Origin of the sequence: Bradyrhizobium sp. CCBAU 51627, assembly GCF_028128765.1 — a bacterium.
GTDB lineage: Bacteria > Pseudomonadota > Alphaproteobacteria > Rhizobiales > Xanthobacteraceae > Bradyrhizobium.
In genome coordinates this window covers 1-24,307 of sequence record NZ_LBJG01000023.1, presented here as the reverse complement: position 1 = coordinate 24,307, position 24,307 = coordinate 1, and the positions used below count along the sequence as shown (strand labels likewise).

Below are 24,307 nucleotides of genomic sequence, written 5' to 3'. Positions count from 1 at the left end.
CCCCGATCCGGCCCAAGGGGCGCCGAAATCCCGAATGAAGCTTCGGATCAGCCCTTCGGAAGGTGCGCCACCCCGCAAAGAAGCGAAAGAGCGCTGATCCTTCGGGGCCTGACAGGAGCGTGTCGACCATGAAGTTTTTCATAGGATGTGTGGCCGCGGTCACGCTGGTGCTGGCTGCAACTGCTGCTCAGGCACAAGTTCCGGCGAGTGGTATTTCCGGAGGGGCCTATATCTCGGTGTCGGATTTCGACGGGCCCTACGCGCCAGAAGCCGCACCGCCGCCGCGCTACGGCTATGGCTATGGTTATGAGGAGCGCGGCCCGGCGCCGGCGCTGTTGCCGGCCACCGAGGTCTATGCGGTACTGCGCGACAACGGCTTCGCGCCGCTCGGCATCCCGCGCCTGCGCGGCGCCGTTTACACCATCGCGGTGATCGATCGCCGCGGCGACGATGGCCGGCTCGTGATTGACGCCCGCGATGGCCGGATCATCCGTTTCATGCCGGCCGCCGGCGCCTACAGTATGATCCCCGCCTATGAGGAGCCCGCGGCTGCGCCTTACGAGCCGCAAACCGCGCTGCCGCCGACCATGGTCCGCAGCGGCCCGCCGCGCCCGCCGGCTCCGATCCCCCATGTCGCCAGCCGGACCGTGCCGCTGCCGAAGGCGGCTCCGCGGCGCGCCGAGACGCCGGTTGCGGTTGCCAGGCCCGCCGAACAGCCGCCGCACGCCCAGCCTGCGCAGCAGACTGCCGCAGTACAAGCAAAACCGCCGGAGGCCGCGCCGGCCGCCGCGGCTCCGGCCGTCGGCGAGGCCAAGCCGGCTCCTATCATTTTGCCGACACAGGAGATGCCTGCCGTGCAGGGGCTGGATTAGGCTGAGCGTACAAAGCGCCCGAAGAGCTCGGGCGCTTAGGCACGACAGAGGCAATGCCTCAGCTGCGAGGATACCCCGCCGCCTCCAGGATCAGATTCGCCACCTCTTTCGGATGCGACACCAGCGAGAGGTGGCCGGCGTCGAGTTCGATCGTGGTTGCGTTCATCCGCTTGGCCAGGAAGCGTTCGAAGTCGGGGTTGATGGTGCCGTCGTTCTTCGATACCGCGTACCAACTCGGCTTCGAATGCCAGGCGGCTTCGGTGGTGCGGCCGGCGAAGATCGAGGCGGCCGTCGGCCATTGCACGGCGTAGAGCTCCCTGGCGCGATCAGGCGCGACGCCGTTGGCGAAATAGTTCAGGAAGGCATCTTCGGACAGTTTGGTGTAGCCGTCGCGCTCGACGATGCCGGCGCGCGCAGGGCCGGTTGGAAACTGCTTTGACAACGCCACGAAATCCTCATTGGCGTCGGGAGCGCGCGCCGCGACAAAGACGAGGCCGGTCACCTTCGGGTCGGTACCGACCTGGCTGATCACGGTGCCGCCCCAGGAATGCGCGGCCAGTACGGTCGGCCCATCCTGCTCGGCGAGCACACGCCTGGTCGCCTCGACCGACTCGGCGAGCGATCCCAGCGGATTTTGCACAGCGGTGACGTTGAGCCCGGCGGCCTGGAGAATCGGGATCACCTCCGACCAGCTCGATCCGTCGGCCCAGGCGCCGTGCACCAGCACGACGTTCTTGGCCTTCACGGACTGCGGGATCTGCGCATGGGCGAGGCTGATTGGGGCTGTCAGCAGGCTCGCGGCGACGAAAAGGCTGCGCCAGAAAGTCATGTTCGTTCTCCGTCTTGTTTTGGCTGCGATCTCCAAAGGACGGAGCGTTTGGCGGCCACGTTACACGGCTCACCAGTCTGTGATGCGCTGCAAAATGAAAAAACGCCCCGGGCGACCGGGGCGTTTTCGCAACGTGGAGGTGGCGCGCGGCTTAGGCGGCAACCGAGCTCTCGATCACCTGCGCCTTCGCAGCGCCGGTGTTGATCGCGATCTGGCGCGGCTTCTTGGCCTCGGGGATCTCGCGGACGAGGTCGACATGAAGCAGCCCATTCTCGAGCGAGGCGTCCTTCACCTGCACGAAGTCGGCGAGCTGGAAGGCGCGCTCGAAGGCGCGGGCGGCGATGCCGCGATAGAGCACTTCGGATTTCGAGTTCTCGTTGGCGACTTTCTCGCCCTTGATCGTCAGCGTGTTTTCCTTCGCGACGATGGAGAGCTCATCCTTGGAGAAGCCAGAGACCGCAACGGTGATGCGGTAGGCGTTCTCGCCGGTGCGCTCGATATTGTAGGGGGGATAACCGGGGCTGCCGTCAGAGCCTGCCTGGTCGAGCAGGTTGAAGAGGCGGTCGAAGCCGACGGTGGAACGATAGAACGGGGTGAGGTCGTAGGTACGCATGGTCAAGTCCTCCATTGAGCGACTGTTTGGTAACCCGCCCGCCAATCGGGCCGGGCTCATCTCTGTGTGCAGCCTGATGTTCCGGTTCCGAAACACTGGTAGCGGCCTGCACTGAGATGATATGGGTGGGTCCAGAACGGCGTTCAAGAGGGCGGTAGCGGCGCCTTTTCGGCGCTCCCGCCCTTGATTTGCAGCGGTTGGTTACACCACGTGGCGCCCAAGCACTTCCCATCATGACGCTGGTCTCGATTCCGTCCAATCCCGTGCCCGAAGACGTTGTCAGCGGCACCATCAAGACGCCAGACAGGGTCGAGCTGCGGTACGCACGCTGGGCGCCACCGGCCAATCGCAAGGGGACCGTCTGCGTCTTCACCGGGCGCAGCGAGCAGATCGAGAAATATTTCGAGACCGTGCGTGATTTGCGCGATCGCGGTTTTGCGGTGGCGATGATCGACTGGCGCGGCCAGGGCCATTCATCGCGCCGCCTGCGTGATCCGCGCAAGGGCTACGTGCGCAACTTCGCCGATTACGAGATCGACGTGGAGACCTTCGTGCAGCAGGTGGTGCTGCCGGATTGCCCGCCGCCGTACTTCGCGCTGGCCCATTCCATGGGCGGCGCGGTGCTCTTGCGCCTCGCGCATGCGCAGAAGCGCTGGTTCGATCGCATGGTGCTCACCGCGCCGATGATCGACCTGCCGGGGCGCGCCACGTCGTTTCCGGTGCGGGCGCTGTTGAAGACGATGCGCATGCTGGGGCGAGGCGGAGGTTACGTGCCTGGCGGCAGCGACGAGCTCACCGGTCTGTCTCCCTTCATCAACAATCCCCTCACCAGTGATCCCGTCCGCTATGCGCGCAACGCCGCGATCCTGGAGGAGGACCCGACGCTCGGCCTCGCGTCACCGACGGTCGCCTGGGCCGACACCGCGTTCCGCGCCATGCACACGTTCAAGGGAATGAACTACCCCTCCGAGATCCGCCAGCCGATCCTGATGCTGGCGGCGTCCAACGACACGGTCGTCTCGACCGCGGCTATCGAGGAATTCGCCTATCACTTACGCGCCGGCTCCCATCTCGTGATCGCCGGCTCGAAGCACGAGATCCTGCAGGAACAGGACCGCTATCGCTCCCAGTTCTGGGCCGCGTTCGACGCGTTCGTGCCGGGCACGCCGCTGTTCAAGTGAGGTTGGTCCGCGAGCGCGGTGTGAGTTGGGCTCGCGGATTGTTCTCATTCACCGTCATTGCGAGCGCAGCGAAGCAATCCAGACTATCTCCGCAGAGGCAGTCTGGATTGCTTCGTCGCATCAGCGCAAAATTGCTTCGCAATTTTGTCGCGAGCTTCTCGCAATGACGATGTTGATACAATCCGACCTCTTCCCGCAAGCGGGGCGAGGTAAGCGGCATCTCACAGCGTCTTCAAATACTCGATCAGATCGTAGCGCTCTTGCTCCCTAAGCACGCGGCCGATGGTGCCGTCCTTGCCGGGACCTGGCGTACCATCGAACGAGTGGCCGGCATTGCTGTTGCCGAACAGTTCGGTGCCATCAGGGGCTCGCGTCGAGAAGCGCGACTGCCCGGTCTTGCAGCTCTCGCCGTCGGTGACGGCGAAGCCGACCTGCTTCGGATCGTAGTCGCGGTCACCGCCCATGCAGAACGATTTGGGGCGCTCGGCCGCAGGGCTCAGCATCCAGTAGAGCGATGGTACAGATCCGTTGTGCAGGTAAGGCGCGGTGGCCCAGACGCCGTTGAGCGGGCGCGCGCGATACCAGGGCCCCTTCTCCTGCTTGTCCGGCGGTTGCGGCCCGGGGTTGGGGCAGTTCTTGCGCGCGCCCCACCAGGCCTGCTGAACCTTCAGATCGATCTTGGCATCGTCCATCGCCTTGCGGCTGACGATGTCGACGAGCACCATCAAGCCAAGCGAATACGGCATATCGGTCGACGACACATCCGGTAGATTGCAGCCCCACCAGGCATTGAGCTTCTGTGTGGGGTCGAGCTTGAGGAAGCCCGGCACCTGAACCGTGCGCGTCGCCAGTATGCTGGCCTGAGCCGGGTCCGTTCCCATGCCCTTGGCGCTTTTCTGGACCTCGTTCAGGAATTTGTCGTTGCCGATGGTTTCCCATCGTGACGAAGACCAGATGCTCTGGTCCGGAAATTCGCTGTCGAAGACGGGGTCGTTGACCGGACCGAGATGGCATTCGACGCAGATCTCCGCATAGAGCTTGCGGCCGCGTTTGACGCGTTCGCCATCGATCTTCCACGCCGCGTCGCCGAAGATGTCAGATGGCCATTTCGGCGACGTCAGTCCGGAGAGCTGCTTTTTCGGATAGGGCGCCGATCCCTTCAGCAGGTCCTCGATCCAGTTCAGATTCTTGATGTCCATCGACGAGCGAAACAGCGTGTCCTTTGGCGTATCGTTGGACAGATTCAGCAGCGCAGTGACGCCAAGCGCTTCGCCGGCATTGCGGATCAGCGGTTGCTCGATCGAGGCGTCATATTGCGCGAATTTGAGCCAGGGAATGGTCCAGATCGGCGGGAAGCTGACCGGCGCATCCTTGGCATGCAGATTCTTTTCGAAGCCGCTGAGGCCGCTGAGCGCCATGTCCTGTGAGAAGACCTGATTGCCGATGCGGTTGAGCGCATCGAGGCGGCCATATCCTTCCTCGGTGTCCTGCTGCTGCTCTTCCCGCTTCGTCTTCTCGTTGAACCTCGTCTTGCCTTCGATGGTTTTCGCGTAGGTCTTTTCCCAGTCGACCAGGAATGTGCTGATCGCGCGCAACTTCTGCTTCAGCGCGTCGCGATCGGCATCGCTGGCGGAGGGGCCGAGCACACGATCGGCGAAGCGCGTGAATCGCCCGGGCACGTACCGCGTGTAAGCGATCGACAGGCCGGTCGTGATCTCGAGCTTCCTGAGATCGGTCATTGCCGGGCCGCCGTCGAAGCGGATGTCGATCCCTTTGTAGTGGATCTGGCCGGTGTGGCAGGCAGCGCAAGTCAAGCCGATCCGATCCTCGCCGACCTTGCCGGTTGCGGGATCGGCCACGCCGGTCATGCGCGCAAAGCCGACGGGCAGACCGTCGACGTTTTCGGCCTGGCGACCCCAGTTGACCGGCGGATCCCAGAGACGCGCCGGCACCGGCTTCGTCTTGTCGTAGACGTTGGCATAACCGAACCGGCGCAGCGTGGCGTCGTCGGTGTTGATCGTCTGCGGGCTCGGGATGAAGCCGAAGCGCTGCAGATGGTCGCTGTCATGGAGCATCCCGGGCTTTGCAAAAAAATGAAGCCGTGGCTGTTCGAGCGCCATGAACCAGCTATAGGGCACCGGGAAGGTCGCGGTGCCCTGGCTGGCGTGATGAAACCAGTGCCGGTCCTCCAGCGCCCAGTTCTGCTCCAGCCAATATGCGGCGCGGGGTTCGACATGCGCGGGCAATGGCGGCGCCACCAGGTCGCCGAGGATGCCGGGCAGCATCGGCTGGAATTGATCGGGAAAGCGCAGCGCCACGATGCCAAAGACGAGCAGCGCGGCGACGAGCCCGCCGGCTGCGCGCAAGATCAGCGAGGGCGGGGTGACCGGCTGGCTGACGACCCGCTGGGTGATCCGGTCAGGGAATTTGCGCTCGTTGAACAATGTCCTCACCTCGGCCACGCTGAGATAGCGATCATCACCCTGACCCTTGCCCATGATCCGGAGCAGGACGGGCCATTCGAACTTCATCAGGATCGGGTAGTACCAGCGCGCCTGGTTGCCGGCGCGCTTGAGGTTGTCGTTCATGAAGGTCTGAATTTGCGAGGCGTTGAGCCCGATCTCGTTGCCGCCATCCGGATCGGCATAGGTGCCGCCGAAACCGGCGAGCCGCTTGATCTCGTCCTCGTTGACGCGCCCGTCGACGTCGAGGATGCGCGAGCCGGCGCCGAGCTTGTCGAGCGGGCCGCCGCGCAAGCGATTGAGCTGTGCGCCCCAGAAGAGGCTTTGCAGGATGTGACAGGCGCCGTTGGCGATTAGCGCGACGCCGCGGACCTGAACGCGGGCCGAGGTCTTCTTCAACCCGCTCTCGCCGCTTGCATTTGCGATGGTCTGCGACAGCGTCCGGAGCGGCACGGTTCCGCCGTCGAAAAAGCCTTCGCCGACGAGGCCACGCAGGAACGGGCAGGGATTGTTGGGCGAGACTGCGATTGAGGGATCGAACGGCGTCTTGCGGGAGTCATCCATCGGCAATTCCTGAAGCAAACGGATCGCGAAAAGCGGCCGCGCCGATACAGCGCGGAAAGTCCTAACAAACAGACAGCAGACGCAACGCAACTATACTACTTCAGCGTGTGACAAAGTGTGGCTGAATCCACTCGGGTGTCAATAAAACCTGGCCCGGGATCGCGGGACACGGGGCAAGCCTGCTCTCGGAATCCTGTCTTCAGAATTCCGCGGCGCGCCTGACGTCGCTCTGGACCAAAGTGAGCTTGCTGGCCGGCACGCCCGCCTTCAGAAGTCCCTCGCGGTAATGCGCGATGTCCTCGGGCCGCTTCCAGTGAAAATTCCGCAAATGGCGGTCGACATTCAGGGTCGGGTAATTGCTCATCAGCACGCCGGTCGCCTCGGCCGCCTCGCCAGTTCGGCCCAATTGCGCCAGCGCCGCGGCGCGGATCGCCAAAGCCTGCATGTGGTTCGGGTTGACGTAGAGCTGCTCGCGGGCCCAGGACAGGGTCGCGTCATATTGGCGGACGAGATAGTGGCTGAAGGCGTTGAGCGCCGCCCATTGATAGCGTGGGTCGCTGTTGTCGCGCTGGGCGGCCATCGAAAACAGCTCGATGGCCTGGCGGTGCTGGCCGATGACGAAATGGCAGATGCCGAGCACGCCGCGCGCACCCATGTCGTAGGGGTTGAGGGCGACGGCGCGCTTGGCCGCGTCCATCGCCGCCTCGTCATGGCCTTCCATCGCGTGCGCCCAGGACAGGATCGAGAACGCAAAGGAGGAGCGCGGGTCGAGCCGGACGCTGGTTTCGGCCAGGCTCATCGCCTCGGCCCACATCTCGCGCGTACCCTTGACCCAGCCGAACTGGATGCTCTGGATCTGGATCGTGGCGAGATAGGCATGCGCGATCGACAGCTTGGGATCAAGCGCGATCGCCTCGCGGAACAGCGCGACCGCGGTGCTTAAGTCTTCCTTGGTCTGCCGGTAATAATGCGACAGGCCTTTCAGGAAGCGGTCCCAGGCCGTGACGTCGTTGGTCGGGCGAGGCGGCGCGGAGGCCTCGGCCCGGACGATCTCGGTGGCGATGGCCGCAGACAAACTGGTCGTGATCTCGTCCTGCATGGCGAAGAGGTCGCCGATGTCGCGGTCGTAACGGCCGGTCCAGAGCTGCTCGCCGGTCTCCGGCGCGATCAGCTCTGCGGTGACACGAATCTTGGCGCCGGCGCGCCGCACCGAGCCCTGGATCAGATAGGTGGCATCGATCTCGCGCGCGATCACGCGCGTGCTGACGTTCTTGCCCTTGAAGGCGAAGGTCGAGTTGCGGCTCAGCACGCGGTAGAAGGATTGCAGCGACAGCGCGTGAATCAGATCCTCGGTCAGGCCGTCGGAGAAATATTCGTCCTGGGCGTCGCTGAGATTGGCAAAGGGCAGCACGCCGACAATCGCGGTGCGGTAGGACTGCGAGAGTGCCGATCCTTCCTTCAGCTCGGGCGCGAGTGGGGGCGCGCCCTCGGGTGTCCAGGTCCAGACCCCGATCGGATCCTTGATGTTCTTGAAGCGGTGATTGCCGCCGTCCATCAGCGGCACGGTCAGATGCTTGCTCGCTTCCTTGTACGCCTTGGCCGAGATTGCGAAGCCGCCGGGGCTCGCCACCGATTCCAGGCGCACGGCAATGTTGACATCGTCGCCGAACACCTCATCCTCGTCCGCGATGACGTCACCCATATGGATGCCGAGCCGGAACTGCATGGTACGGTCTGCGGGCAGATGGCGGTTGCGCTCCGCCATCAGGACCTGCATGGCGATCGCGGCCTCGGCGGCGCCGACGATGGAGGGAAACTCCAGCAGAAAACCATCGCCGGTGTTTTTCACGACGCGGCCGCCGTGGTTGAGGATGATGGGGTGAATCGCGCTGCGATGGGCCTTGAAGGCGGCATGGGTGCCGGCCTCGTCAGTACCCATCATGCGCGAATAGCCGGCGACATCGGCACAGACGATGGCAGCCAGACGTCTTTCCATATCCTCGGAACTCCAAGGGAGGGACTGCCACCGCGTGGTAGCCGCCGCGAATCCACCATTTCAAGAACTGACGCCTTTATAGAGCAGACGGGGCCGAGCGGAAGTATGATCCGCATTGCAAATTTGAGGCAAATCTTAAGCATTCCGGCGGTAGACGGCCAGGAGCGAACCGACTAAGGGCAGTCCCTCGAGGCCGCCCGGCCGGGTGGCGGGAGACCTATCTCATGCCGGGCATTCACGAAATCTGGCTCTTCGTCCTGTCGGGCGTGCTGCTCAACATCACACCGGGGCCTGATACGGTCTATGTGATCGGCCGCAGCATGCAGATGGGCTGGCGTGGCGGGGTGGCGGCCGCCTTTGGCATCAGTTGCGGCTGTTTTTTCCATGTCGCGGGCGCGACGATCGGCCTTTCGGCGCTCTTGATGGCCTCATCCACCGCATTCTCGATCCTGAAGCTGGTCGGTGCGGCCTATCTGGTCCTGACCGGCCTTCAGATGCTGTGGTCGCGGCCGGCGCTGCTCGTCGTCAAGGACGCGGCCGAGCGAAGCTCGCTGCGGCGGGTCTTCCTCCAGGGCGTCTTCACCAACGCACTCAATCCCAAGGTCGCGCTGTTCTTCCTGGCCTTCCTGCCCCAATTCGTCGCAGCCGACTCGGCCCACAAGCCGCTCGCTTTCCTGACGCTCGGCCTGATCTTCATCTGTACGGGCACGCTGTGGTGCCTGATGCTGGCGGCGTTCGCGGCCAAGGCTGCCCACCGGCTGCGGCAGTCCGAGGGCGTGATCGCCTGGGTCAACCGCGCGCTCGGCGGGCTCTTCATCTATCTCGGCATCCGCGTCGCCATGCTGGAGGCGCGGTAACACATTCGAACGAATGAGTGGATCTCACCTCAGGCGAATTCCTTCAGCAGCGCGCTGCCGGCGAGATAGACGCCGAGCAGGATCATCGCCACCAGGAACCAGTGGCGAAACGCCTCGGCCGGCATCCGCGCCCGCACCGATTGCCCGATGTACATGCCGGCAAAGGCCATGGCCATGGCCACGGCCCCAGGCACGGCATTGGCCTGGGTCAGCAGGCCGCCGGCGGTGAGATTGAAGGCGAGTGCCAGCGTCGCCGTCGTGAAAAACACGCCGAGGGCCTGCACCAGTTCGTCCTTCTCCATGCCGATCGCCTGCATGAACGGCATCGAGGGGATGACCTGCACACCGGTCGAGGCCGAGATCACGCCGGTGATCAAGCCGACCACGCCGCCGGCCCATTTCTCATTCTCAGGCGCGACGCGGAATTTGAATTTGCTGAGGCCGATGATGGCGTAGACCACCAGGAGGACGCCGAGCACTACGGTGCCGTAGCGGGCATAAGGGCCCGTCAGCGCGCCGGCGTTGAGCCAGCATCCGATCACGGTGCCGATCATCAGCGGCCACAGCCGCCTCAGGATGTCGCGCAAATACGGGCCGACGAAGGTCTGCCAGATGTTGGTGACGATGGCCGGCACGATCACGATGGCGATCGCGCGGCTCGGCGCCATGCTCACTGCGAGCAGGCCCATGGACACGGTCGGCAGGCCAAGCCCGACCACGCCCTTGACGAATCCGGCGATCAGGAAGACGGCGGCGATAAGGATGAGGAGCGGGTCGATCATGCCCGCACATTGACCGAAGCTGCGCGCTGGCACAATCTGGAGGTTACGGAGACAGCCTTCGTCAGCTCCGAAGGCTGAGGAGATCTGCCATGCGTTTCGACCTCGTCGACCTCCAGCTCTTCATCGCGGTCGCCGACCAGCGCAGCATCACGCGCGGCGCCGAGCGCTCGCATCTGGCGCTGGCCTCCGCCAGCGCTCGGATCAAGGGGCTCGAGGACGCGCTCGGCGTCGGGCTGCTCAAGCGCGGGCGCCGCGGCGTCGAATTGACGGCGGCCGGCGAGAGCCTGCTCGATCACGCGCGGGTGGTCATCCACCAGATCGACGCCATGCGCGGCGATCTCGCCGGTTTCGCCAGCGGTGTGCGTGCCAGCGTGCATTTTCTCGTCAACACCTCGGGGCTGTCGGAGCATCTGCCGAAGGCGCTGGCCGGGTTCCTGCGCGAGCATCGCGACATCGCCATCGACATCGAGGAGCGCGAGAGCACCGACATCGCGGCCGCGATCACCGCAGGTGCCGCCGATCTCGGCTTCGCCGCCGAGCACGCGCTGCCCGACCATATCGAGCGCTTCGTATTCAGCGAGGATCACCTGACACTGGTGACGTCGCGCCGAGGCCCGTTCGCAGGCCGTCGCCAGATCGATTTTCAGGAGACCGGCGCTTGCGACTTCGTCGGGCTCACCAGCGCCACCGCGCTTCAGATGCATATTTCAAGGCACGCCGCCCGACTCGGCATGCGGCCGCATTATCGTGCGCGCCTGCGCGACTTCGACGCGATCTGCCAGATGGTCGCCGCCGATGTCGGCATCGCCTTGGTGCCGATATCCGCCGCCCGCCGCTGCGCCAAGCTGATGCCGCTCGTCATGGTCCGCCTGCGCGACGTCTGGGCCAACCGCAAGCTCGTGATCTGCGCGCGCAACTTCAAGACGCTGCCGCGCCCGGCCAAGATGCTGGTGGAGCATTTGAGGGCAGAGGCGGTGTGAGGGGGCATATGTCCGGAGCCAACTGCCGCTCCGCGAAGCTGATCGGTCGTTCCGTGCGTGGTTGGCCTCGATGCGCGCCGCGGCGGTCGGCGCAGGAACGCAGCAGCTGAATTTCGAAGTCCGCCGTGGCTCACCGATATCCGCGATAGCGCCGTGCATAAGCGTAGCGCGGATTGATGCCGCAATAGGCTTGTGTTCCCGATGCGCTCGCCATGCATTGATCGTAATTGGCGAACTGGCAGTTGCCGGGATAGCCCCAGATGCGGCCTTGAAGACAGTAGCGGTCTTGGGCGAGGGCGGAAGTGGAGGCGCCGACGCTTGTCAGGATGGTAAGAGCGGCGGCGGTCATGAGCAATTTGTGTTTCATGCAAATCTCCAATTTCGGGATTGAACGTCGCGCATGCACCGGCGTTCCAAAATGCCGGGCACGGCACGCATGCTCGCAATGGCGTTAGCCTGTGTGAAGCAGGTCAGCGCCGATCTCGCTGGAGCCTCGCACCCTCGGCTTGCTCGGCATCGACCGCTACTTCGCCGTCTCGACGCCGGCGTCCTTGATCACCTTGGCCCATTTCGCGGTCTCGTCCGCGATGAACTTTCGAAAGTGCTCGGGCTCGTCGCCGACCAGCGTCGCGCCTTGCTGGGCGAGCTTCTCCTTCACCGCGGAATCCGCCATGGCCTTGGTGGCGAGGTCATGCAGCGCGGTGACGATTTGCTTCGGCGTGCCCTTGGGGGCGACCATGCCGTACCAGTTCTCGATACGCAGATCCGGAAAGCCCGCTTCCTTCGTGGTCGGCACGTCGGGGGCGGTCGGGGCGCGCGCCATTGATCCGACCGCGATCGGCCTCAAGGCGCCGGCCTTGATTTGCGGCAGCAACACCGGGAGATCGAGAAAGGTCATCTGCACCTGCTGGCCCAGGAGATCGTTCACCGCGGGAGCTGCACCGCGATAGGGCACGTGCACGATGTCGATCTGGGCCGTCAACTTGAACAATTCACCGGCGAGGTGCGGCAGGCTGCCGGGACCTGAAGAGGCGAAGTTGAGTTTTCCCGGCTGCGACTTGGCGAGCGCGATCAATTCGCCGATGTCCTTGGCCGGCACGTTGGTCGGCACGACGAGCATTTCCGGAACGGTCGCGACCAGCGTCACCGGCGTGAGGTCGGCCAGCGTGTCGTATGCGACCTTCTCCATGCTCGGGCTGATCGCGAGCGCACCGGCCGAGGAGATGGCGATGGTGTAGCCGTCCGGCGCACTCTTGGCGACCGCATCGGTTCCAAGCACGCCGCCCTGGCCGCCGCGATTGTCGATCAGGATAGGTTGCCCCGCCAGTTCCGACATACGCTGGCCGATGACGCGGGCGATGATGTCATTGGGGCCGCCGGCCGGGAACGGCACGATCAGCTTGATTGGTTTTGCAGGAAAATTCTGGGCCGACGCCATGGGCGGCGGCAGCAGGAACAATCCCAGGAGCGAATGAACGAGCAGCCTGCGTGAGATGGTCATGCAAGCCTCCCGCTCGCATTGCTATTGGTTCAGCAGCTTCAGTGCCTCTTCATGAACCCTGGCGTCGCCGGCCGCGACGATGCGGCCGCCGCTCTGCGCCGGCTTGCCTTCCCAGGTGGTGACGATGCCGCCGGCACCGGTCACGATCGGGATCAGCGCCGCGATATCGTAAGGCTTCAGCTCGGTCTCGACCACGAGATCGACGTGGCCAGCCGCTAGCATGCAGTAGGAATAGCAATCGCCGCCATAGCGCGACAGTCGTGCGCCCTGCTCGATGCGGCCGAAAATGGCGCGGTCGTGCTCGTTCATCAGCAGCGGGCTGGTGGTGTAGGTTGTCGCCTCCGACAGCGCGGCGCAGCGGCGGACCTGAAGTCGACGCTCGCCGGAAGGGCCCTTGTAGTTGGCCGAGCCGTTGTCGCCGGAAAAGCGTTCGCCGATGAAGGGCTGGTGCATCATGCCGTACACCGGCGTGCCCTTGTGCAGGAGCGCGATCAGCGTGCCCCAGATCGGAAAGCCGCCGATGAACGATTTTGTGCCGTCGATGGGGTCGAGCACCCAGACATAGTCGGCGTCCTCGCGCTCATTGCCGAATTCCTCGCCCACGATGCCATGCTGGGGAAAGCTGGCCTTGATCAGCCGCCGCATCACCGCTTCCGCGGCCCGGTCGGCCTCCGTGACGGGATCGAAATCCTTGGTCTTACTCTTGTCGTCGATGGACAGCGAGGTGCGGAAGAACGGCAGGATGGTTTCGCCGGAGGCGGTGGCAAGCCGTCCGATGAAGGCTGAGAAGTCGATCACCGTCACGGCGCATCCTCAAAACGAAAGTCGGGTGAAGCTCGCATCTAGCTAGCTCAATTCGCCTCTCGCGTGCAGCGCTGTCTTGATTTGCACCCTGGTATTTTGGATGCGGGGGCCGATCGCCTCGGACGAGCCATATGCTGGCCAAATATCGATCACGGTATTGAGAACTTAGTTCCCAGTATGCCTTGTTCGTATGCAAATGACTATCAACCCATTGAAATTCCTTATCAAAGAAGCTGAATCTGGATTTCGCTGGAAGCAAATGAGCCATGTCTTTTTGCATGGGAATCGGCTCAAAAGCCCTTGCACTTTGTGCGGCGCGGCCGCATATTGTTGCGGTGCGGTAGCGCTTGGCGTTACCGCTGCCCTCCTTGGGCGTTTCCTCCCTAGACTTGGGCCGCTTCTTCATCAGAAGCGGCCCTTTTTTCTTGGGTGCGCCCGCTTTCAGTTTCACGCGCATATTCACGGAAAGCGAAAACGCGTCCGCACGGGATGCGCGCGGCCCGATCGTTTGAAAGCTTCGTCTATTCCGCCGCGGCCTGGAACGGTCCGATATCGCCGAACGGGATCGTGGTCGCCAGCACGTCGGCAAGGATGCCGAAGTCGCTCGCCACTTGCGCAAAGCGCGGGCCGCGCTCGCGCCGCCGTTCGTCCATGTAGATCGCGCGGTTGAGTTCGAGCTGTACGGCGTGCAGGCCGCTGGCCGGGTTGCCGTAATGTTCGGTGATGAAGCCGCCGGCATAAGGCTTGTTGCGGCCGATCGAATAGCCGAGCCCCGTCATGGTTTCCTCGACCCGGTCGGGCAGCAGCGGTGTGCAGCTCGTGCCATAGCGGTCGCCGATCACGATGTCGGGGCGGCGCGGCTCGTCCCTGCTGACGCCGACCGACGGCATCGAATGGCAGTCGACCAGCACCACGGCGCCGAACATCTGGTGCACCTTGTTGATCAGCCGGCGCAGCGCACGATGATAAGGCTTGTAGAGCGTCTCGATCCGCGCCAGCGCATCGTCGACCAGGATGCGGTCGCGATAGATCTCCTGGCCGTCGCCGACGACGCGCGGAATCGTGCCCAATCCGCCCGCGACCCGCATTGAGCGGGTGTTGGCAAAGCTCGGCAGGCGTCCGGTGAACATCCGGGGATCGAGCTCATAGGGCTCGCGGTTGACGTCGACGAAGGAGCGGGGAAAGTTGACCCGCACGGTCGGAAAGCCGCGCGTGCTGAGATGGCCGATCAGCTCGTCCATGAAGGAATCTTCGGAGCGCCGGAGTTGCGGCAGGTCGATCCGCGAGGCCGCGAGGAATTCGTCCGGATAACGCGAGCCGGAATGGGGCGAGTTGAAGATAACGGGCGCGCGCCACTCGGCGGGCTCCACGATCTCGAAGGCTGGCGACGTGTCGCCGTCAAACCGGGTCATCTTCTCAGGCTTTGTCCGTTACTCTCAGGCTTCGTCCCTTCACGCCGCAAGGTTCGGCGTCGCGAGATCCGGCAAAGCTCCGGATCGAAGTGATTCGGCCGATCGAGCGGCTCTATGTGTCATCATTGTCCGGAATCGCAACCATTCTGCCAAGCGAAAAGATATGATGGGCGCGCTGGAACGCCTCTTAACTGTGCGGGCAAGCAGGCGGGGATCGCAGGTGGGGCGGAATTGATTCACGGCCCATTCCGGTTCACAACACCCCTCGCAGCACGAGCCCGAGGGTTAAGATTTTCACCCCAAATTTACCCTCTGTCGGGCTTAGTGGCCTCTGCATATCCTCTGGGGATTCGACGTTCCTGCCATGGCAAAAATCCTGCTCGCTGAAGACGACAACGACATGCGCCGTTTCCTGGTCAAGGCGCTGGAAAATGCCGGTTTTCAGGTCTCGTCCCATGACAACGGCATGGCCGCCTATCAGCGGCTCAGGGAGGAGCCGTTCGAGATGCTGCTCACCGACATCGTGATGCCGGAGATGGACGGTATCGAGCTCGCCCGCCGGGCCTCGGAACTCGATCCTGATATCAAGATCATGTTCATCACCGGCTTCGCCGCGGTCGCCCTGAACTCGGATTCGGACGCCCCCAAGAACGCCAAGGTGCTGTCGAAGCCCGTTCATTTGCGCGAATTGGTGAGCGAAGTGAACAAGATGCTGGCGGCCTAAATCGGCCCCGTTCCGTCCTTGCGCCGGCTCCCTTGAGCCGTTATAGGGACCCCACCCGACGTAAGTGGACTTTTAGGGCACGTAGCTCAGCGGGAGAGCACTACCTTGACATGGTAGGGGTCACAGGTTCGATCCCTGTCGTGCCCACCATCCTTCGCTCGCGAAGCGAGAGAAGGATGCCGCGCCGAAGCCCAAAGGGCGCAGGCGGGCTGGCGCCGCGAGCTACGGCTCGGCAAGCCACTTTCCAACGATCACGGCGAAGCGTCGGTGTAGCTCGAAGAGCGAAGACGGACTGGAGCGTCATCCTCCGTTACCTTGGAACACACCCCGCACGCCGGCATTGTTCCGCCATGCCCAAAGCCTCCCACAAACCCTTCCACCGTGGCGATCACGTCAGCTGGAATTCCGAGGCCGGCCGCGTATGTGGCCACATCCTGCGCATCCACACCAAGGACGTCGACTACAAGGGCCACACTCACCACGCCTCGCCCGACGATCCCCAATACGAGATCAAGAGCGACAAGACCGACCATGTCGCTCTGCACAAGGGCAAGGCGTTGCGGCGGCTCAAGAGCTGAGCGGCGCAAGCGAGCCGACGAGGAATCCCATGGCTCATCCCTTCTTCACCATCGGCCATGCGACACGTTCGATCGAGGAATTCGTTGCGCTCCTGCGCGGCAGCTCGGTCACCTTCGTGGCCGATGTCCGCACCGTGCCCCGCTCGCGCACCAACCCGCAGTATAATCGCGAAACCCTACCGCAATCGCTTGCGACCGTTTCGATCGGCTATGAGCACATCGCTTCGCTCGGCGGCCTGCGCGGCCGCAAGCGCGAGGTGCCGCGCGAGACCAACGCCTTCTGGCAGAACGACAGCTTCCACAATTACGCCGACCACGCCATGGGCGCGGCGTTTCACGATGGCCTCGCCCATTTGCGCGAACTCGGGCAGGTGCAGCGCTGCGCCATCATGTGTGCAGAGACATTGTGGTGGCGATGTCACCGCCGGATCATCACCGATTACCTGCTCGCCGCCGGTGAGACGGTGTTTCACATTCTTGGCCCCGGACAGGTCGACGTGGCCAGCATCAATCCAGCCGCGCATGTCCTGCCCGACGGCCGGCTCGATTACCCCGCGCAGGCGCCAACTGCCGCCCGCAGCGCCTGATAAGATCCGGGCCTCGCCCATCCGCGCTCACGTCAGCGGCAGCAGATGCTCCGGAATCGGCACCGGTGCGGCCGGCACCAGCGAGGCAACGGAGACGTGCGGCCAGCTGAGGCCATTGAAATCCAGCACGACCTTCTGCGAGTACTGGATCTGCGTGGTCGCCACCCGCACGCGGCCGCCGGCAAAAGCCTTGCCCGGCACGAGTGGAATCGTGGCGACGAAGCTCGGCACCAGCGGCACCATGCCCTTCTGCAGGGGTTGCAGGATGATCGGCGGCTCGCCCGAGGCGATGCGCGGCACGTCGATGTCGTAGATGACAGTTTCGATCCAGAACACCGCATCCATCTGGAAGGCATTGGCGTTGGCGCCGTTGCCGCCCGGCAGCGGCGCAGGCACGCCTTGCAGGAATGCGATGTTCGCGGCGCCGCCAGCGACGCTCGGCGCCTGCGGATGCGGTCCCGCCGACGCGACGGCCGGCAAAGGACCGCCTGACAGCGGCGAGCCCGGCCTGGTCGAGGTCTCGATGACGATGGTCTGGCTGATGGTCTGATGGGCGATCTGGTTGCGCAGCACCGTGTTCGGATTGGTGATCATGGCCTGCGTCAGCTTGCCGGCGGCGATCAGCGCAGTGAGATCCTGCGGCAGCCTGCGTGTGGTCGTGTTGGCGGCGGTCTGGTTCTGGAACGTGAACCTGTTGGCCGGATTGCCGCCGAAGAACGGCGTGATGTCGATCGCCGCGATGGTCGGCTTGCCGGCCACGGCCGGGAGTGCGGTGCCTTGCGCGGTGATCGTCGTGCCGTGCGGGATCGAGGCCATGCGTGCGACGGTGAACGGTTCGTGCGGATTGGTGGTGGGGGGCACCGCGAGCCAGATGCCGGGCTCGAAGTGAATGCCGACCGGCGTTCCCGTGGTGACGTCGTTGACGGTCTGGAGATACGGCACGCCGTTCAGGAAGGCATCGGCCTGCGGGCCCGAGCCGCGATTCGGGATCGAGCCGAGATCGTTCGAGAACGACATCGTCTCGTCGGTGAGGTTCAGCTCCAGCACATTGTCGGGCGGGTCGGTGGTGTTGATCGGCCCCGGCATCCGGGTCGGCGTCGTCGCGCTGTCCGGCCGGAAGATCGTGTTGAACCCCTGTCCCGTGAACGTGCCGGTGAAGGCCGAGAGCGGCCCGAGCGTGGGCGGCAGGGTAACAGACACGGCAGCGGGGATGGCGGCGGCATGCGCGGCCGCCCTGAACACACTGTCGACCTGGTGGATGGAGAAATTCGCGGTTCTGCTAAAGGCGCTGGTGAGCGGCTTGGCTTCGTCCATGGGGCGTTCCTCTCGATGGCGGCAAGCGCGAGGCGGCCGTCGCACCGCCGAACTCGGCGGGACGTCGGAGTTTTCGAAATTGATCGCGATCGCCAGGGGCGTGTCCGGCGCTGGGATGTTTCGCCTCACCCTGCGCGGGAGATTCCAACTCAATGTTCGAGGATGAGATAATCGAGGAATAGATACGGGGTCGTGCGCACCGTTTCGTCTTGGTTACATCTCGATTATGATACAACCTGAGCGGTGCTTCGAGTGTGTTCCATTTCACAGGCGGGCCGTCCATGAGCATATCCGTCATCGAACAGGCGAAGATCCAGGCGCAGGTCCTGGTGCCGCTGGTCAAAGCGCTGCAGGCAGAGCTCGGCGAGGCGCGTGCGAACGCGCTGGTGCGCAAGACGCTCGGCGATCTCTATCGCCGCTTCGGAGAGGAATTCTGGCGAGCCAAGAACGAGCCCGATCTCGCCGTGGCGGTGTCGTCCGCATTCAAGACCTATGCGCGCGATGATGCGCTCGCCTATGAGGTGATCGAACAGAACCAGGACGTTTTCACCTTCGACGTGAAGCGATGCGCCTATGCCGAGTTCTACAAGGCGCTCGGTGAGCCGGAGCTCGGCTTTCTCCTGGTCTGCACCGCCGATTTTGCCGCCGCGGAAGGGTTCGACCCGGACATCAGGCTGACGCGCACGCAGACCATCATGCAAGGCGCCGATCATTGCGACTTCCGCTACCGGCGCGTCCTGAATGGACCAACGAAAGGGAGCGTGAATGACGCGGACGATTTGTCTTGCCCTGACAGCCTTTGCCCTGACGGCATCCGGCGCGGACGCCGCAATCCTTGACTGGCAGGCCGAGCTTCAGCGCTGCCGCGCGTTGCGCGAGGCCGTGGCGCCGCTGCTTCAGGCCGGCGAGGGGATATCTGCCGTCGGTCGCTCCAGCAGATCGGTCCGTCGCTGCATCTGGATCCAGCGCATGGCGGTGCGCAAGAAAATCCCGGGCGCAGAGACGTGGTAGTAGGAACTGTCAATTGCGCCTGAGCAACAAGTCCTTCAGCCCGGTCGGATAGAGGCTCGGACCGCCTTCGACGTCGAGATCGGCGAGATCGAACCAGCGGGCGATGATCTCCTGTCCGTTGTCCTCGCGGAAGTCGATGCGGTCCTCGCTATCGAACGCGCCGGCCGGAAACGCGATTTCGGCGATGAACATCACCTCATGCCCGGTCGCGCCCTCGTGCGCAAAAATATTCTCCACCATCAATGGCTCGCCCGTGATGGTGACATCGATGCCGAGCTCCTCGTTGAACTCGCGCACGAGCGCAGCCCGCCAGCTCTCGCCGAATTCGATCTCGCCGCCGAGCGGACGCACGCCCTTGATCCGCCCCGCATCATCGCGCACCTCGGCCGCAAGCAGCCGCCCGGCGCGCCAGTGCAGGCCGATCGCAACGACCCGAATGTGAGGATGAGGGCGCCATGTGGTCATGCGGCATCGTTAGACATCTTTGGGCCGCGTCGCAATCGCCGCCTGGGCTTAGGCCTCGCCGCGCCATTGCAAGGCCGGTGCGGAGATGTTCGGCAGGCCGAGGAGATTGATCGCACGGCAGGCGATCTGGTCGACCATCTCGTCCAGCGACTGCGGCTTCAAATAGAACGCGGGCAGGGGCGGAGCAATGATCGCGCCGATCTCGGTGGCCTGCACCATCGCGCGCAGGTGTCCGAGATGCAGCGGGCTCTCGCGCACCAAGAGCACCAGGCGCCGCCGCTCCTTGAGCTGCACGTCGGCGGCGCGCACCAGCAGATTGTCGAGCTGCCCCCAAGCGATCGCCGACAGCGTCCGGATCGAGCAGGGCGCGACGATCATGCCGCTCACCGGAAACGAGCCGCTGGCGATGCTGGCGCCGATCTCCGATGGCGCGTGATCGCGGAAGGCGAGGGCGCGCAGCCGCGGCAGCGCGTCCGCGCCGATCTCCTCGGTCAGTGTCCGCTCGGCTGCGGGCGAGATCACCAGATGCACGGCGCAGCGCGGATGCTCCGCCAGCCGCTCGACGATGCGCATGCCGATCGCAGCGCCCGAGGCGCCGCTGATGCCGACGATCACGCCGTGCCGCTCGCTCATGCGGGCTCCCGTATCCCGCTGAGCCCGAGCGCGGGCCACATCGCATCGACCCTGGCGATCACGGCAGGGTCCATCGCCAGCGGCTCGCCCCACGCCCGCTCCGTCTCGGGCGGCATTTTCGTGGTGGCATCGATTCCGAGCTTGCCGCCGAGCCCGGATTTCGGCGAGGCGAAGTCGAGATAGTCGATCGGCGTGTCGGAGAGGGTGACGAGATCGCGCGAGCTGTCGCTCCGCGTCGCCACGGCCCACATCACCTCGCGCCAGTCGTGGATGTCGATGTCGTCGTCGACCACGATCAGGAGCTTGGTGTAGTTGAACTGCGGCAGCATCGACCACAGGCCCAGCATCAGCCGCCGTGCCTGGCCGGGATAGCGCTTCTTGATGGACGCGATCGCGACCCGGTAGGAACACGTCTCCGGCGGCAGCCAGCAATCGGTCACCTCGGGAAATTGCTGCCGGATGAGCGGCACGAACAATTGATTCAAGGCTTCCCCGATCCGCGACGGCTCGTCCGGCGCCCGCCCCGTGAAGGTCGACAGATAGATCGGCTGCCGCCGCGAGGTGATCGCGGTGACCTTGAGCACCGGAAACTGCTCGACCGAATTGTAATAGCCGGTGTGATCGCCGTAGGGTCCCTCGGCCGCGGTTTCGGTGGCCGACACGAAACCTTCGATGACGATCTCGGCCGTCGCGGGGACTTCGAGCGGCACGGTGAGACATGGCGCCAGTTCGGGCCGCTCGCCGCGCAGAATGCCGGCGAAGCGCAGCTCGGAGATGGCCTCGGGCAGCGGCAGCACTGCGGCGAGGATGGTCGCGGGGTCGGCGCCGATGACGATTGCCACCGGCATGTCGCGTCCAAGCGCCTTCCATCGCTGATGATGCCGGGCGCCGCCGCGATGCGCGAGCCAGCGGATGATGGCACGGTCGCGACCGAGGATTTGCATGCGATAGACGCCGACATTCTCCTCCTGGTCTGATGTCGCCGAGTCAGGTGGCGTGGTGATCACCAGCGGCCAGGTGATCAGAGGGGCGGGTTCGCCCGGCCAGCAGATCTGCGCCGGCAGTCTCGCAAGATCGATGTCCTCGCCCATCACGGCGCGATCCTGCACCGGGGCGGCGCTCCGCGATCGTGGCCGGGTTGCAAGCGCAGCGCGCGCCAGCGGCAGCTTGTGCCAGGCGTCCCGAATGCCATGCGGTGGTCGCGGCGCGCGCAGCTCGGCCATCATCGTGCCGAGTTCGCCGAGCCTGTCAGGCGTGATGCCCATGCCCCATGCGGTCCGCTCCACCGTGCCGAACAGATTGGTCAGGAGCGGCATGCCGGATGGAAGGCCGTCGGCCTTGACCGGCCGTTCGAACAATAATGCAGGGCCGCTCTCGCCGATGACACGCCGGTGGATCTCCGTGATCTCGTGAACCACGGAGACGGGCTCGCGAATGCGTCGCAGCTGGCCCTTGCTTTCGAGGAAACGCACGAAGTCGGATAAGTCGCGAAGGCGGGGAACGTCACGTTGCAAGCGAGAAACCTTCCAAAAAAACCAAGCTAGCCGGCGCGATTTTGCTCTTCCTTGTTCCCGGTCAAATACATCCGCGCGCAATCGGCTCAGATGATGTCATGAGTCATTCGTCCGTCGCGTCCCGCCCCTTGCCGACCATCCCGCCGCTTCTCACTCTCGCGATCCGTCCCCTGCCGCTGTTGCCGCTGCAACTTGTTCTCGGCGGCTTCCTGCAGCGGATTCTCAGGCGCAATCCCGGCCTGCTCGACAGGCTCGGCGAGCATCGATATGCGCGGTTCGGGATCAAGCCGGTGGATCTGCCGTTTGCGTTCATCGTCGAGGCCGCTCCGCCGCGGCTTCTGGTGGTGCGCGAGCTGCCGCAAGGCCTGGATGCCCGCGTCTCCACCTCGCTTGCGAACCTGCTTGCCCTGGTCGAGGGCAGGGTGGATGGCGATGCGCTGATGTTTTCGCGCCAGCTTGGAATCGAGGGCAACATGGAGGCGGTGCTCGCCCTGCGCAATGCAATCGACGATGCTGGACTCGATCTCCCCGGAGAATTGGCCTCCCTGTTCGGTCCGCTGGGCGAGCCGGCGCGGCGTTCGTTCGAATTGGCGCGCGACAGGCTCACGGGCCCGCCGGAGGAGGAGAGGTGATGGAGCTGATCTGTCCCGCCGGTACGCCGGCTGCACTCAGGAGTGCGATCGAGGCCGGCGCGGACGCGGTCTATTGCGGCTTCAATGACGAGACCAATGCGCGCAATTTTCCCGGGCTGAACTTCAGCCGCGATGAGCTGCGCAAGGGGATCGCGTTCGCCCACGATCGCGGCGCACGCATCCTCGTTGCCATCAACACGTTTCCGCGCGCTTCGGCCACCGCGCTCTGGCAGCGCGCGGTCGATGACGCCGTAGAGGCCGGCGCGGACGCGCTGATCGTCGCCGACATCGGGTTGATGGACTATGTCGCACGGCGCCACCCGAACCAGCGGCTGCACGTGTCGGTGCAGGCGGCGGCCGCCAACCCGGATGTCATCGCCTTCTATGTCGAGACCTTCCGGGCGCGCCGGGTCGTGCTGCCGCGCGTGCTCAGCGTCGTGGAGATCGCCGAGATCATCCGCGAAACGACCTGCGAGACGGAAGTCTTCGTATTCGGCGGTCTCTGCGTGATGGCGGAAGGGCGCTGCTCGCTATCGTCCTATGCGACCGGAAAATCGCCGAACATGCAGGGTGTCTGCTCGCCGGCGAGTCACGTCGCCTATGAGGAAACCGCGCAGGGGACGACATCGAGGCTCGGCGGCTTCACCATCAACCGCTTCGCCCCGCAGGAAGCGGCGGGTTATCCGACCCTGTGCAAGGGCCGCTTCTCCACTGCGCTCGGCGATGGTTACATCTTCGAGGACCCGGTCAGTCTCGACGCGACGACGCTGCTTCGCGGTTTGCAAAGCGCCGGTGTCGCCGCGCTGAAGATTGAGGGGCGCCAGCGTGGACGGGCCTATATCGAGAGCGTGGTCCGTCATTTCCGCCGCGCGCTCGATACGCTGGAGGATGGCAGCGAAGCCGATATCGTCAGCCTGAAGCCGTTCACCGAAGGCCAGGCCTCCACGCTCGGCGCCTATCGCAAGACATGGCGATGACCGATGCAGCATACGAATGAGAGAAATCCGATGCAGCTTAGTCTCGGGCCCGTCCTCTACAATTGGGCGCCCGAACGCTGGCGCGACTTCTATTTCCGGATCGCCGACGAGGCGCCGGTCGACGTCGTGTCGGTGGGCGAGGTCGTGTGCTCGAAACGGGCTCCGTTCTTTGCGGAGCACCTTCCTGATGTGATCGAGCGGCTGCAGCAGGCGGGCAAGCAGGTCTTGCTGGGTTCGCTGATCCTGGTGTCGCTGCGGCGCGAGCGGCGCCAGATCGAGGAGCTCTGCGCATCTGATAACGGATTGGTCGAGGTGAACGATCTGACCTGCCTCCGGTCGATCAGGGGCCGACCGCATGCGATCGGCCCCTACGTCAACATCTATAACGAGACCAGCGCCGCCTTTCACGTCCAGCAGGGTGCCACGCGAATCTGCCTGCCGCCCGAGCTGCCGCTCTCGTCGGCGGCGGTGATCGCCGCGGCGGTGCCCCAGGCCGTGGTCGAGATGTTCGCCTTCGGCCGGGTGCCGCTGGCGATCGCGGGACGCTGCTACCACGCACGGCTGCACAAGCTCTCCAAGGACAATTGCCGCTTTGTTTGCGAAAAGGACCCGGACGGGCTGGCGCTGAAGACGCTCGACCAGCAGGACTTCCTGACGATCAACGGCGTCCAGAGCCTGTCGCATGCCTGCACAAATCTCATCGGTGATATCGCGGCGCTGCGCGAAGCGGGCATCGGCTCGCTGCGGCTGTCGCCGCAGGATTGCGACATGGTCGCGGTCGCCAGGACCTTTCGCGATGTGCTCGATGGGCGTGGTTCAGCCGAAGAGGCCAGCGGCCGCCTGGCGGAGCTTTATCCCGGTGTCGCCTTTGCCAACGGCTTCCTCCGCGGCCAGCCCGGCTTTTCCTTCGCGCACGCGTAGCCGCACCTAAAGCGTGATGGCATTAGGTCCGATAGCCTGAATTTTTGAGGTAGTTGGCGCATTCCTCGGAGGTGAAGGCGTCGAGTGCATGGCCGATT

At 64.4% G+C, this 24,307-nt stretch carries 24 protein-coding genes, 1 tRNA gene and 1 pseudogene; 13 read left to right on the top strand and 13 right to left on the bottom strand.

Annotation, left to right across the window (positions count from 1 at the left end):
- Positions 1–128 precede the first annotated feature (128 nt).
- Positions 129–872, top strand: coding sequence for a hypothetical protein (locus XH88_RS11940; RefSeq protein WP_271615560.1), 744 nt, complete (start codon positions 129–131; stop codon positions 870–872).
- A gap of 58 nt (positions 873–930) precedes the next feature.
- Here the strand turns inward: XH88_RS11940 and XH88_RS11935 are convergent, their stop codons facing one another.
- Both XH88_RS11935 and XH88_RS11930 read right to left on the bottom strand, forming a co-directional pair.
- Positions 931–1,701 carry an alpha/beta fold hydrolase gene (locus XH88_RS11935; RefSeq protein ID WP_271615559.1) on the bottom strand — a complete coding sequence of 257 codons (771 nt, stop codon included), beginning with the start codon at positions 1,699–1,701 and terminating at the stop codon, positions 931–933.
- A 151-nt stretch (positions 1,702–1,852) separates the two neighbouring features.
- Complete coding sequence (locus XH88_RS11930) at positions 1,853–2,314, bottom strand: Hsp20 family protein (protein ID WP_271615558.1); 462 nt, start codon at positions 2,312–2,314, stop codon at positions 1,853–1,855.
- Positions 2,315–2,547: 233 nt separating this feature from the next.
- On the opposite strand from XH88_RS11930, the gene XH88_RS11925 reads away from it, so the two are divergent.
- On the top strand, positions 2,548–3,495 hold the full coding sequence (locus XH88_RS11925; RefSeq protein ID WP_271615557.1) for an alpha/beta fold hydrolase: 948 nt from the start codon (positions 2,548–2,550) through the stop codon (positions 3,493–3,495).
- A gap of 221 nt (positions 3,496–3,716) precedes the next feature.
- On the opposite strand, the gene XH88_RS11920 is transcribed toward XH88_RS11925, so the two are convergent.
- Positions 3,717–6,521: a di-heme-cytochrome C peroxidase gene (locus XH88_RS11920; RefSeq protein WP_271615556.1), complete on the bottom strand. Its 2,805-nt coding sequence runs from the start codon at positions 6,519–6,521 to the stop codon at positions 3,717–3,719.
- A gap of 199 nt (positions 6,522–6,720) precedes the next feature.
- Positions 6,721–8,517, bottom strand: coding sequence for an adenylate/guanylate cyclase domain-containing protein (locus tag XH88_RS11915; protein WP_271615555.1), 1,797 nt, complete (start codon positions 8,515–8,517; stop codon positions 6,721–6,723).
- Positions 8,518–8,741: 224 nt separating this feature from the next.
- On the opposite strand from XH88_RS11915, the gene XH88_RS11910 reads away from it, so the two are divergent.
- The gene (locus tag XH88_RS11910; protein WP_271615554.1) at positions 8,742–9,374 is read left to right on the top strand and encodes a LysE family translocator; all 633 of its coding nucleotides are present in this window, start codon (positions 8,742–8,744) and stop codon (positions 9,372–9,374) included.
- A gap of 29 nt (positions 9,375–9,403) precedes the next feature.
- Here the strand turns inward: XH88_RS11910 and XH88_RS11905 are convergent, their stop codons facing one another.
- A complete protein-coding gene (locus XH88_RS11905) occupies positions 9,404–10,156 on the bottom strand; it encodes a sulfite exporter TauE/SafE family protein (protein ID WP_271615553.1) in 753 nt (250 codons plus the stop codon).
- Positions 10,157–10,245: 89 nt separating this feature from the next.
- Between XH88_RS11905 and XH88_RS11900 the strand changes: the two genes are divergently transcribed.
- Positions 10,246–11,136, top strand: a complete 891-nt coding sequence (locus XH88_RS11900; RefSeq protein WP_271615552.1) for a LysR substrate-binding domain-containing protein — start codon at positions 10,246–10,248, stop codon at positions 11,134–11,136.
- Positions 11,137–11,266: 130 nt separating this feature from the next.
- On the opposite strand, the gene XH88_RS11895 is transcribed toward XH88_RS11900, so the two are convergent.
- The 4 genes from XH88_RS11895 to XH88_RS11880 all read right to left on the bottom strand — a co-directional run bounded on the left by XH88_RS11895 (position 11,267) and on the right by XH88_RS11880 (position 14,853).
- Positions 11,267–11,503 (bottom strand): DUF3551 domain-containing protein, encoded by a 237-nt coding sequence (locus tag XH88_RS11895; RefSeq protein WP_271615551.1) that lies wholly within the window; start codon positions 11,501–11,503, stop codon positions 11,267–11,269.
- 156 nt (positions 11,504–11,659) lie between these two features.
- Positions 11,660–12,637 carry a Bug family tripartite tricarboxylate transporter substrate binding protein gene (locus XH88_RS11890; protein WP_271615550.1) on the bottom strand — a complete coding sequence of 326 codons (978 nt, stop codon included), beginning with the start codon at positions 12,635–12,637 and terminating at the stop codon, positions 11,660–11,662.
- A gap of 21 nt (positions 12,638–12,658) precedes the next feature.
- The gene (gene hisN / locus XH88_RS11885; RefSeq protein ID WP_271615549.1) at positions 12,659–13,441 is read right to left on the bottom strand and encodes a histidinol-phosphatase; all 783 of its coding nucleotides are present in this window, start codon (positions 13,439–13,441) and stop codon (positions 12,659–12,661) included.
- Between the two features lie 521 nt (positions 13,442–13,962).
- Entirely contained in the window at positions 13,963–14,853 is an 891-nt protein-coding gene (locus XH88_RS11880; RefSeq protein WP_271615548.1) for an N-formylglutamate amidohydrolase, read from the bottom strand.
- A gap of 364 nt (positions 14,854–15,217) precedes the next feature.
- Here XH88_RS11880 and cpdR point away from each other — a divergent pair, with 364 nt between their 5' ends.
- The 4 genes from cpdR (at position 15,218) to XH88_RS11860 (ending at position 16,742) form a co-directional block, all read left to right on the top strand.
- Entirely contained in the window at positions 15,218–15,577 is a 360-nt protein-coding gene (gene cpdR / locus XH88_RS11875) for a cell cycle two-component system response regulator CpdR (protein WP_028179810.1), read from the top strand.
- Positions 15,578–15,652: 75 nt separating this feature from the next.
- A tRNA-Val gene (locus tag XH88_RS11870) sits at positions 15,653–15,727 on the top strand.
- A 200-nt stretch (positions 15,728–15,927) separates the two neighbouring features.
- On the top strand, positions 15,928–16,155 hold the full coding sequence (locus XH88_RS11865) for a DUF2945 domain-containing protein (RefSeq protein ID WP_271615547.1): 228 nt from the start codon (positions 15,928–15,930) through the stop codon (positions 16,153–16,155).
- A 29-nt stretch (positions 16,156–16,184) separates the two neighbouring features.
- Positions 16,185–16,742 carry a DUF488 domain-containing protein gene (locus tag XH88_RS11860; protein ID WP_271615546.1) on the top strand — a complete coding sequence of 186 codons (558 nt, stop codon included), beginning with the start codon at positions 16,185–16,187 and terminating at the stop codon, positions 16,740–16,742.
- A 27-nt stretch (positions 16,743–16,769) separates the two neighbouring features.
- Here XH88_RS11860 and XH88_RS11855 read toward each other — a convergent pair whose 3' ends face one another.
- Positions 16,770–18,056 carry a heme-binding protein gene (locus XH88_RS11855; RefSeq protein WP_271615545.1) on the bottom strand — a complete coding sequence of 429 codons (1,287 nt, stop codon included), beginning with the start codon at positions 18,054–18,056 and terminating at the stop codon, positions 16,770–16,772.
- A 281-nt stretch (positions 18,057–18,337) separates the two neighbouring features.
- On the opposite strand from XH88_RS11855, the pseudogene XH88_RS11850 reads away from it, so the two are divergent.
- Both XH88_RS11850 and XH88_RS11845 read left to right on the top strand, forming a co-directional pair.
- A pseudogene (locus tag XH88_RS11850) lies at positions 18,338–18,790 on the top strand (L-2-amino-thiazoline-4-carboxylic acid hydrolase); the annotation flags it as partial.
- A 31-nt stretch (positions 18,791–18,821) separates the two neighbouring features.
- On the top strand, positions 18,822–19,067 hold the full coding sequence (locus tag XH88_RS11845) for a hypothetical protein (protein ID WP_271615544.1): 246 nt from the start codon (positions 18,822–18,824) through the stop codon (positions 19,065–19,067).
- Positions 19,068–19,076: 9 nt separating this feature from the next.
- Here the strand turns inward: XH88_RS11845 and XH88_RS11840 are convergent, their stop codons facing one another.
- The 3 genes from XH88_RS11840 to XH88_RS11830 are packed head-to-tail and all read right to left on the bottom strand — an operon-like array spanning position 19,077 to position 21,637.
- Positions 19,077–19,532 (bottom strand): NUDIX hydrolase, encoded by a 456-nt coding sequence (locus XH88_RS11840; RefSeq protein WP_271615543.1) that lies wholly within the window; start codon positions 19,530–19,532, stop codon positions 19,077–19,079.
- Positions 19,533–19,580: 48 nt separating this feature from the next.
- A complete protein-coding gene (locus XH88_RS11835) occupies positions 19,581–20,165 on the bottom strand; it encodes a UbiX family flavin prenyltransferase (protein WP_271615542.1) in 585 nt (194 codons plus the stop codon).
- Entirely contained in the window at positions 20,162–21,637 is a 1,476-nt protein-coding gene (locus XH88_RS11830; protein ID WP_271615541.1) for a UbiD family decarboxylase, read from the bottom strand. The genes XH88_RS11835 and XH88_RS11830 overlap by 4 nt, the downstream gene beginning before the upstream one ends.
- 140 nt (positions 21,638–21,777) lie before the next feature.
- Between XH88_RS11830 and ubiT the strand changes: the two genes are divergently transcribed.
- Genes ubiT through ubiV form a run of 3 tightly spaced genes read left to right on the top strand, consistent with a single transcriptional unit; the run spans position 21,778 to position 24,209 of the window.
- Complete coding sequence (gene ubiT / locus XH88_RS11825) at positions 21,778–22,311, top strand: ubiquinone anaerobic biosynthesis accessory factor UbiT (protein WP_271615540.1); 534 nt, start codon at positions 21,778–21,780, stop codon at positions 22,309–22,311.
- On the top strand, positions 22,311–23,288 hold the full coding sequence (gene ubiU / locus XH88_RS11820; protein WP_271615539.1) for a ubiquinone anaerobic biosynthesis protein UbiU: 978 nt from the start codon (positions 22,311–22,313) through the stop codon (positions 23,286–23,288). Before ubiT ends, ubiU begins: the two co-directional genes overlap by 1 nt.
- Positions 23,289–23,318: 30 nt before the next feature.
- Positions 23,319–24,209, top strand: a complete 891-nt coding sequence (gene ubiV / locus XH88_RS11815; RefSeq protein ID WP_271615538.1) for a ubiquinone anaerobic biosynthesis protein UbiV — start codon at positions 23,319–23,321, stop codon at positions 24,207–24,209.
- Positions 24,210–24,307 lie beyond the last annotated feature (98 nt).

What these genes read in the sequence shown, in the direction of transcription:
- XH88_RS11940 (WP_271615560.1), top strand. Translation starts at nt 129, where the DNA reads ATGAAGTTTTTCATAGGATGTGTGGCCGCGGTCACGCTGGTGCTGGCT.
- XH88_RS11935 (WP_271615559.1), bottom strand. Translation starts at nt 1,701, where the DNA reads ATGACTTTCTGGCGCAGCCTTTTCGTCGCCGCGAGCCTGCTGACAGCC.
- XH88_RS11930 (WP_271615558.1), bottom strand. Translation starts at nt 2,314, where the DNA reads ATGCGTACCTACGACCTCACCCCGTTCTATCGTTCCACCGTCGGCTTC.
- XH88_RS11925 (WP_271615557.1), top strand. Translation starts at nt 2,548, where the DNA reads ATGACGCTGGTCTCGATTCCGTCCAATCCCGTGCCCGAAGACGTTGTC.
- XH88_RS11920 (WP_271615556.1), bottom strand. Translation starts at nt 6,521, where the DNA reads ATGGATGACTCCCGCAAGACGCCGTTCGATCCCTCAATCGCAGTCTCG.
- XH88_RS11915 (WP_271615555.1), bottom strand. Translation starts at nt 8,517, where the DNA reads ATGGAAAGACGTCTGGCTGCCATCGTCTGTGCCGATGTCGCCGGCTAT.
- XH88_RS11910 (WP_271615554.1), top strand. Translation starts at nt 8,742, where the DNA reads ATGCCGGGCATTCACGAAATCTGGCTCTTCGTCCTGTCGGGCGTGCTG.
- XH88_RS11905 (WP_271615553.1), bottom strand. Translation starts at nt 10,156, where the DNA reads ATGATCGACCCGCTCCTCATCCTTATCGCCGCCGTCTTCCTGATCGCC.
- XH88_RS11900 (WP_271615552.1), top strand. Translation starts at nt 10,246, where the DNA reads ATGCGTTTCGACCTCGTCGACCTCCAGCTCTTCATCGCGGTCGCCGAC.
- XH88_RS11895 (WP_271615551.1), bottom strand. Translation starts at nt 11,503, where the DNA reads ATGAAACACAAATTGCTCATGACCGCCGCCGCTCTTACCATCCTGACA.
- XH88_RS11890 (WP_271615550.1), bottom strand. Translation starts at nt 12,637, where the DNA reads ATGACCATCTCACGCAGGCTGCTCGTTCATTCGCTCCTGGGATTGTTC.
- XH88_RS11880 (WP_271615548.1), bottom strand. Translation starts at nt 14,853, where the DNA reads ATGACCCGGTTTGACGGCGACACGTCGCCAGCCTTCGAGATCGTGGAG.
- cpdR (WP_028179810.1), top strand. Translation starts at nt 15,218, where the DNA reads ATGGCAAAAATCCTGCTCGCTGAAGACGACAACGACATGCGCCGTTTC.
- XH88_RS11865 (WP_271615547.1), top strand. Translation starts at nt 15,928, where the DNA reads ATGCCCAAAGCCTCCCACAAACCCTTCCACCGTGGCGATCACGTCAGC.
- XH88_RS11860 (WP_271615546.1), top strand. Translation starts at nt 16,185, where the DNA reads ATGGCTCATCCCTTCTTCACCATCGGCCATGCGACACGTTCGATCGAG.
- XH88_RS11855 (WP_271615545.1), bottom strand. Translation starts at nt 18,056, where the DNA reads ATGGACGAAGCCAAGCCGCTCACCAGCGCCTTTAGCAGAACCGCGAAT.
- XH88_RS11845 (WP_271615544.1), top strand. Translation starts at nt 18,822, where the DNA reads ATGACGCGGACGATTTGTCTTGCCCTGACAGCCTTTGCCCTGACGGCA.
- XH88_RS11840 (WP_271615543.1), bottom strand. Translation starts at nt 19,532, where the DNA reads ATGACCACATGGCGCCCTCATCCTCACATTCGGGTCGTTGCGATCGGC.
- XH88_RS11835 (WP_271615542.1), bottom strand. Translation starts at nt 20,165, where the DNA reads ATGAGCGAGCGGCACGGCGTGATCGTCGGCATCAGCGGCGCCTCGGGC.
- ubiT (WP_271615540.1), top strand. Translation starts at nt 21,778, where the DNA reads ATGAGTCATTCGTCCGTCGCGTCCCGCCCCTTGCCGACCATCCCGCCG.
- ubiU (WP_271615539.1), top strand. Translation starts at nt 22,311, where the DNA reads ATGGAGCTGATCTGTCCCGCCGGTACGCCGGCTGCACTCAGGAGTGCG.
- ubiV (WP_271615538.1), top strand. Translation starts at nt 23,319, where the DNA reads ATGCAGCTTAGTCTCGGGCCCGTCCTCTACAATTGGGCGCCCGAACGC.